7 protein-coding genes are annotated in these 6238 nt (G+C 71.1%); 1 reads left to right on the top strand and 6 read right to left on the bottom strand.

All coding sequences use genetic code 11. The annotated features are described in order from the left end of the window. From FIF60_RS15795 to FIF60_RS15780, 4 genes are all read right to left on the bottom strand, one after another. Window positions 1-206 (bottom strand): hypothetical protein (locus tag FIF60_RS15795; RefSeq protein ID WP_144187059.1); only part of this gene is annotated, 206 nt, incomplete at its 3' end. Window positions 207-293: 87 nt separating this feature from the next. Next, complete coding sequence (locus tag FIF60_RS15790; RefSeq protein WP_144187058.1) at window positions 294-1118, bottom strand: inositol monophosphatase family protein; 825 nt, start codon at window positions 1116-1118, stop codon at window positions 294-296. Window positions 1119-1136: 18 nt separating this feature from the next. Then, the gene (efp, locus tag FIF60_RS15785; protein ID WP_144187057.1) at window positions 1137-1703 is read right to left on the bottom strand and encodes an elongation factor P; all 567 of its coding nucleotides are present in this window, start codon (window positions 1701-1703) and stop codon (window positions 1137-1139) included. 45 nt (window positions 1704-1748) lie between these two features. Continuing rightward, window positions 1749-2807 (bottom strand): lysine-2,3-aminomutase-like protein, encoded by a 1059-nt coding sequence (locus tag FIF60_RS15780; RefSeq protein WP_144187056.1) that lies wholly within the window; start codon window positions 2805-2807, stop codon window positions 1749-1751. Between FIF60_RS15780 and epmA the strand changes: the two genes are divergently transcribed. Next, complete coding sequence (epmA, locus tag FIF60_RS15775) at window positions 2806-3894, top strand: EF-P lysine aminoacylase EpmA (protein WP_144187055.1); 1089 nt, start codon at window positions 2806-2808, stop codon at window positions 3892-3894. The genes FIF60_RS15780 and epmA overlap by 2 nt on opposite strands. 1 nt (window position 3895) lies before the next feature. Here the strand turns inward: epmA and FIF60_RS15770 are convergent, their stop codons facing one another. Beyond that, the gene (locus tag FIF60_RS15770) at window positions 3896-5623 is read right to left on the bottom strand and encodes a SulP family inorganic anion transporter (RefSeq protein ID WP_144187054.1); all 1728 of its coding nucleotides are present in this window, start codon (window positions 5621-5623) and stop codon (window positions 3896-3898) included. A gap of 74 nt (window positions 5624-5697) precedes the next feature. Continuing rightward, the gene (locus tag FIF60_RS15765; RefSeq protein WP_144187053.1) at window positions 5698-6210 is read right to left on the bottom strand and encodes a DedA family protein; all 513 of its coding nucleotides are present in this window, start codon (window positions 6208-6210) and stop codon (window positions 5698-5700) included. Window positions 6211-6238: the final 28 nt, after the last annotated feature.

Genomic DNA, 6238 nt, shown 5'->3' with positions numbered 1-6238 from the left:
CGGCGCGTCTGCCGCGGCGGCGCGGCGCGGCGCTCCGGCTCGGGCGCAGAAAGCCCGAGAACGCCGCGCGGCGACGGCCCGAGCGCGTCTAGCACCGAGCGGTCGACCCGCACGCCCGGCTCCTGCGCCCCGGCGCGTTCCGACACGAGCGCGAGTATCAGCCCGAGTGCGGGCATCAGGACGGTAAGGCGCAACCTCCGTCGCATGTCTCCGCTGAAGTTCCTTGCCCCTGGACCACGTCGTGCGCGGACCTTACGCGATGACGCGCGAGGGCACCAACCCGCGCGCTGCCGTCATGACCGCGCGGCGGCGATCCCGGCCAGCACGGCCTCGCGAAGCTTGGGATGAAGCGCCGGGTTCGCCGCGACCACGTCGCCCGACGAGAAAGCGTCGCCGCCGTCGGGGTCGGTCACGAATCCGCCCGCCTCGCGCACCATCAGGATGCCCGCGGCGATGTCCCACGGGTTCAGGTGCAGCTCCCAGTAGCCATCGTAGCGCCCGGCCGCGACCCAGGCGAGGTCGAGCGCCGCCGAGCCCGCGCGCCGGATGCCGGCGACCTGCGGCATCAGCGTGCCAAGGGTCGCGGTGAATTCGCGCTTGTTCGGCACGGCGCCGAAGGGAATGCCTGTCGCGAACAGCGCCTCGCGCATCTCCCGCCGGCCCGATACGCGCAGCCGCCGCTCGTTCAGGAAGGCGCCCACACCCCGCTCGGCGACGAAGAGCTCGTCCTGCGCCGGCGAGTAGATCACGCCGGCGACGACCTCGCTCGTCTTGCCGAGCCGCCGCTCGAGCCCGATCGAGATCGCCCAGTGCGGGATGCCGTGCAGGAAGTTGGTGGTGCCGTCGAGCGGGTCGACGACGAAGCGGAACTTCCACTCGTCCGGCCCCGAGCTGCCGCCCTCCTCCATCAGGAAGGCATGGTCGGGGCGGCCCTTGGCGAGCTCGGTGCGCAGCGTCTCCTCGGCGCGGAGATCGGCCTGGCTCACGAAATCCGACGGCCCCTTCACCGAGACCTGCAGGTTCTCGACCTCGCCGAAGTCGCGCAGCAGCCGCTTCGCCGCCTTCTGCGCGGCGGAGATCATGGTGTTGACGACGGGCGAGAAGCGCGGAACGGCCATGATGGGGGCGTCGCGGCCTCAGCCGCGCGCACGCTCGACGTAGCTCGCGTCCTCGGTGCGGACCACGATCTTCTCGCCGCTCTCGATGAAGGGCGGCACCATCGTGCGCACGCCGTTGGAGAGCACCGCCGGCTTGTACGAGGAAGCGGCGGTCTGCCCCTTCACGACGGGGTCGGCCTCGACGATCTCGAGCGTCACGGTCGAGGGCAGGTGAACGGCCACCGGGTCGCCGTCCACGAGGTCAACCGTCAGCACCATGCCTTCCTGGAGGAACTGCTTGGCATCGCCCGCCAGGGCGGCCGAAAGCTCCGTCTGCTCGTAGGTTTCCTTGTCCATCAGCGTCAGCATGTCGCCGGTGGCGAAGAGGAAATCCATCTCCTTCTGCTCTGTCTGCAGCCGCTCGACGGTGTCGACGGTGCGCCAGCGCTCGTCCTTCTTCGCGCCCGACTTCAGGTCGCGCATCTCCACCTGGATGACTGCCGCGCCCTTGCCTGGGGTGTTGATCGCGCTCTTGAGGATCGTCCAGCGCCGGCCCTCGTGCTCGATCACGTGGCCGGGGCGCATCTGGTTCGCCTGCATCTTCATGGCAGAGCCGCTCTCGTCGCTGGTTTCCGGGGTTGGGGCGGGGCTTTAGACGCTTTCGCCCCCATCGGCAAGCCGATGGCGCCCTCCCCAGGGGTCGGTCAGCACCCAGCCCTTGGCGTCGGCCGCGGCAGGGCTCTCCGCGACCGGAACCTTGCCCGCGCCGCCGGGGAGGTCGACGACATAGGTCGGCAGGGCATGGCCCGGGAGGCGACCGCGCAGCGCCTTGATCAGCGCCCGCCCCCGCGACAGGGGCACGCGGAACCTGGCCGTGCCGGGGGCGGGGTCGAGGTGATGCAGATAGGTGGGCTTGACCCGCGCCGCGACCAGGGCCCGGAGCAGCGCCTCGAGCGCCGCCTCGCTGTCGTTCACCCCGGCGAGAAGCACGCTCTGCGACAGGATGGGCACGCCCGCGCGTCTGATCGCCGCGATCGCGGCAAGCGCCTGGGCATTCAGCTCGCGCGCATGGTTCGCGTGCAGGATCAGCCAGAGCGGCTTTTCTGTCTGCAGCGCCGCGGCCAGAGCAGGCTTGACCAGGGAGGGCTCTGCCACCGGCACGCGGGTGTGGATGCGGAGAAGCTCGACATGCGGGATCGCCTCGAGCGCGCGGAGGATCGCGCCGAGGCGGCGGGCCGAGAGCATCAGCGGGTCGCCGCCCGTCAGGATCACCTCGCGGATCGCCGGGCGGGCACGGATGTAGTCGTAGGCCGCCTCGAGCTCGGCCTCGCCGAGCACCCCGCCATCGGGCCCGACGCTCTCGCGCCGGAAGCAGAACCGGCAATAGACCGGGCAGGCGAGAAGCGGCTTGAGCAGAGCGCGGTCGGGGTAGCGGTGCACGATGCCACGCACGGGGCTCTTCGCGTCGTCGCCGATCGGGTCCGGGTGCTCGTCGTCCCCCGTCACCGCCTCCGAGGGGTGGGGGATGTACTGGGCGGCGATCGGGTCATGCGGGTCGGTACGGTCGATCAGGCCGGCGACATGCGGCGTGACCGCGATGGCGTAGCGCGCCTCGACCGCGGCGAGCGCGTCGTCGGGGGGCACGAGGCCGGTGGCCTCGAGCGCGGCCACCGAGCGCAGCGTCTTTGCGGGCGCAATGCCGTCCGGCATGGTCGCGGCGTGTAGTCCCTCGCCGGGTTGGAGGCAACGCTTGATCTCGCCCCGAAGCATCTCTCCGGCCTGGCATCCCGAGCGGCTTGCCGCCCGGCTGCCCTTCCTGCGCCGCCGCGCCAGGCTCGAGGCAGAGCTTCGCGCCTTCCTCTGCGCCCGCGGCTACATGGAGGTGGCAACGCCCGTGCTGCAGCCCTGCCCGGGCATGGAGCCGAATCTCGACCCCTTCGCCACGCGCTATGCCGCCAAGCTTGGCGGGGAGGAGCGGGATCTGTTCCTGCAGTTCAGCCCCGAATTCGCGATGAAGAAGCTTCTCGCCGGGGGGGCGGGGCCGATCTTCCAGCTCGCGCGGGTGTTCCGAAACGGCGAGGCGGGACGGAACCACCAGCCCGAGTTCACCATGCTCGAATTCTACCGCCCCGGGGCGGGACTAGGGGCCCTGCTCGAGGAGACGGAGGCGCTTGTGCGCGCGCTCGTCCCCGAAGGCCTGCGCACGGCATCGATGACCGTGCCGACGGACCGGGCCTTCGAACGTCTGACCATGGCGGAGGCGTTCCGGCGGCACTGCGGTGGCCTCGACATCCTTCGCACCGCCCCCGACCCGTTGGCCCCCGATGTCGCGCTTCTGGCCGAGGCAGCGCGGTCCCTCGGAATCGTGCACCGGCCCGGAGAGACCTGGCAGGACCTCTTCTTCCGCCTGCTGCTCGAGCGCATCGAGCCCGCGATCGGGCGGGAGCGCCCGACCTTCCTGACGCACTGGCCGGCCTCGGAGGCCGCGCTGTCGCGGCGCGACCCGGACGATCCGCGCGTCGCGCTCCGCTTCGAGCTCTTCGCTGCGGGGCTCGAGCTCGCCAACGCCTACGAGGAGCTGACCGACGCGGCAGAGCAGCGGACCCGCTTCGCTGCCTGGGCCGCGGAGCGGGAGAGGGGGACGGGCGAGCGCCGCGCGGTGGACGAGGACTTCCTCGCCGCGCTCGAGTTCGGGCTTCCTGCCTGTTCCGGCATCGCCATGGGGTTCGACAGGCTTGCCATGCTCGCCTCGGGCGCTGGGCGCATCGAGGACGTGCTGTGGCTGCCCGCGGTGTGACTCAGGCCGCCCGCGCCATCTGCAGGGCCGCGGCGAAATCCTCGACGATCGAGAAGCCCGGCATCGCATCGGTCAGCCCCATACGCGCCATCACCGCGCGCGGCTGGGGCTGGATGCCGGTGACGATCACATGGGTGCCGTTGGCGCGACAGCGGCGCACGAAATCGGCGAGCGCCGCGACGCCCGTGCTGTCGATGAACGGCACCTCGCGCATGCGCAGGATGAAGTGGCGCGGGTTGCGCGGCATCGTTTCCATCACGTCCGCGAGCCTGCCGGCCGCGCCGAAGAACAGCGGGCCGCGAAGCTGGAAAACCTCCACGCCTTCCGGAAGCGCATCGCGCTGCGTGTAGCGGTCCTCCCGCGGCCGGGCGAAATCGTCGATGTCGGGCACCATCACCCGCGAGCCGTCTGAGGTCAGCGACACGGCCTCGGCCATGCCGTGCATGAACAGGATGGCGGCAAGCACGACGCCGACCTCGATGGCAAGCGTGAGGTCGACCAGAACGGTGAGCAGGAACGTCACGAGCAGGACGACGCGCTCGCCCATCGGGGCGGTCGCGAGCATGTGCCGCAGCTTGTGCTGCTCGCTCATGTTCCACGCGACGATCACAAGCACGGCGGCAAGCGAGGCGAGCGGCACGTAGGCGGCGAGCGGCGCCGCGACGAGCATGAAGGCAAGCAGGAACACCGCATGCAGCATGCCCGCGACGGGGCTTCGCGCGCCGGCGCGGATCGAGGTGGCGGTGCGCGCGATCGCGCCCGTCACCGGCAGGCCGCCAAAGGCCGAGGAGGCGAGGTTGGCGATGCCCTGGCTGACCAGCTCGGCGTTGGAGCGGTGCCGCCGCCCGGTCATGCCGTCTGCCACCACAGCGCAGAGAAGGCTCTCGACACCGGCGAGGAAGGCGATGGTGAAGGCAGGCTCGATCAGCTCGCCGATGCGCGCGAGCGAGAAGGGCGGCAGCGACGGCGCGGGCAGCGAGGAGGGGATGCCACCGAAGCGCGACCCGATCGTCTCGACCGGAAGCCCGATCAACCCAACAAGCAGGGAGGCGAACACCACGGCGACGAGGAAGGCGGGAAGCTTCGGCGCGAAGCGGCGGAGCGCGATGATGAGCGCGAGCGCGGTGGCAGACACCACGAGCGCGGCCGGCGCGAGGCTCGCCCGCGCCTCCCAGAACGTCGCCCACTGCGCCGCCACCCCGCCAGGCAGCTTCTCGATCGAGAGGCCGAACAGGTCGCGGATCTGCGAGGAGAAGATGATCACCGCGATGCCCGCGGTGAAGCCGACCACCACCGGCTCGGGAACGTACTTGATCCAGGTGCCGAGGCGGAACAATCCGGCAGCGGCGAGCATCAGCCCGGCCATGACGGTTGCCATGAGCAGCCCGTCATAGCCGTGCTTCTCGATCACCCCGAACACGACGACGACGAAGGCGCCGGTGGGGCCGGAGATGTTGAACCGCGCGCCGCCGAGCGCCGAGCCTAGGAACCCCCCGACAACGGCGGTGACGAGGCCGACATCGGGCGTGGTGCCCGAGGCGATGGCGAGCGCCATGGCAAGCGGCAGGGCGACGATGGCGACGGTGAGGCCCGCGATGACGTCGGCACGGAAATCGCCCGCGCCGTAGCCCTGCCTGAAGGTGGTGACCAGCTTCGGGACGAAGAGATGCCACGCGGGCGGCGCGGGTCGGGCGAGCGCCGCCGTGGCACCGGCGGAACCATCAACCATGCGCAATGGTTGCGCTGGCGCGAAGGAAAGGCAAGCGCGCCGGGTTGCACGCCGGGCGGGTCAGCCTTCCGCGGTCAGGCGAGCAGGGCGGCGCCGAGCGTTCCGGGCGCAAGCATCACGCCCGACCAGACGAAGGCCGAGGCGACGGTTGCGAGCTTGAAGCGCAGAAGCGGCATGGCCGTCAGCCCGGCAGCGAGCGGTACGGTCGCGCGCATCGGGCCGATGAAGCGGCCGACGAACACGCCGAGGATGCCCCAGCGGCGGAAGAAATCCTCGGCCTTCGGCAGAAGCTCCGGCCTGCGCGACAATGGCCACAGCCCGACGATCCGCCCCTTGAACCGCCAGCCGAGCCAGTACGACAGCGCATCGCCGACGATCGCGCCGAGGGCGGCGGCGATCCAGAGCGGAACGAACTCGAGCGCGCCGGCCCCCACCAGCCCGCCGAGGCCGACCAGGATCACGGTGGCGGGAACGAGGAAGGAGAAGAGGGCGACGGATTCGCAGAAGGCGAACAGGAAGGTGAGCGGCACGGCGATGTCGCCGTTTTCCCGCACCAGTCTCAGAGCGTCTGCCGCGAGGGCTTCCATGACGGGGGCAAGTGGGGAGGCGGGGGGC

Source organism: Elioraea rosea (genome assembly GCF_007644105.1).
In the GTDB taxonomy this organism is placed as follows: Bacteria; Pseudomonadota; Alphaproteobacteria; order Acetobacterales; family Acetobacteraceae; genus Elioraea_A; species Elioraea_A rosea.
This window is presented reverse-complemented; position numbering and strand designations above follow the sequence as displayed.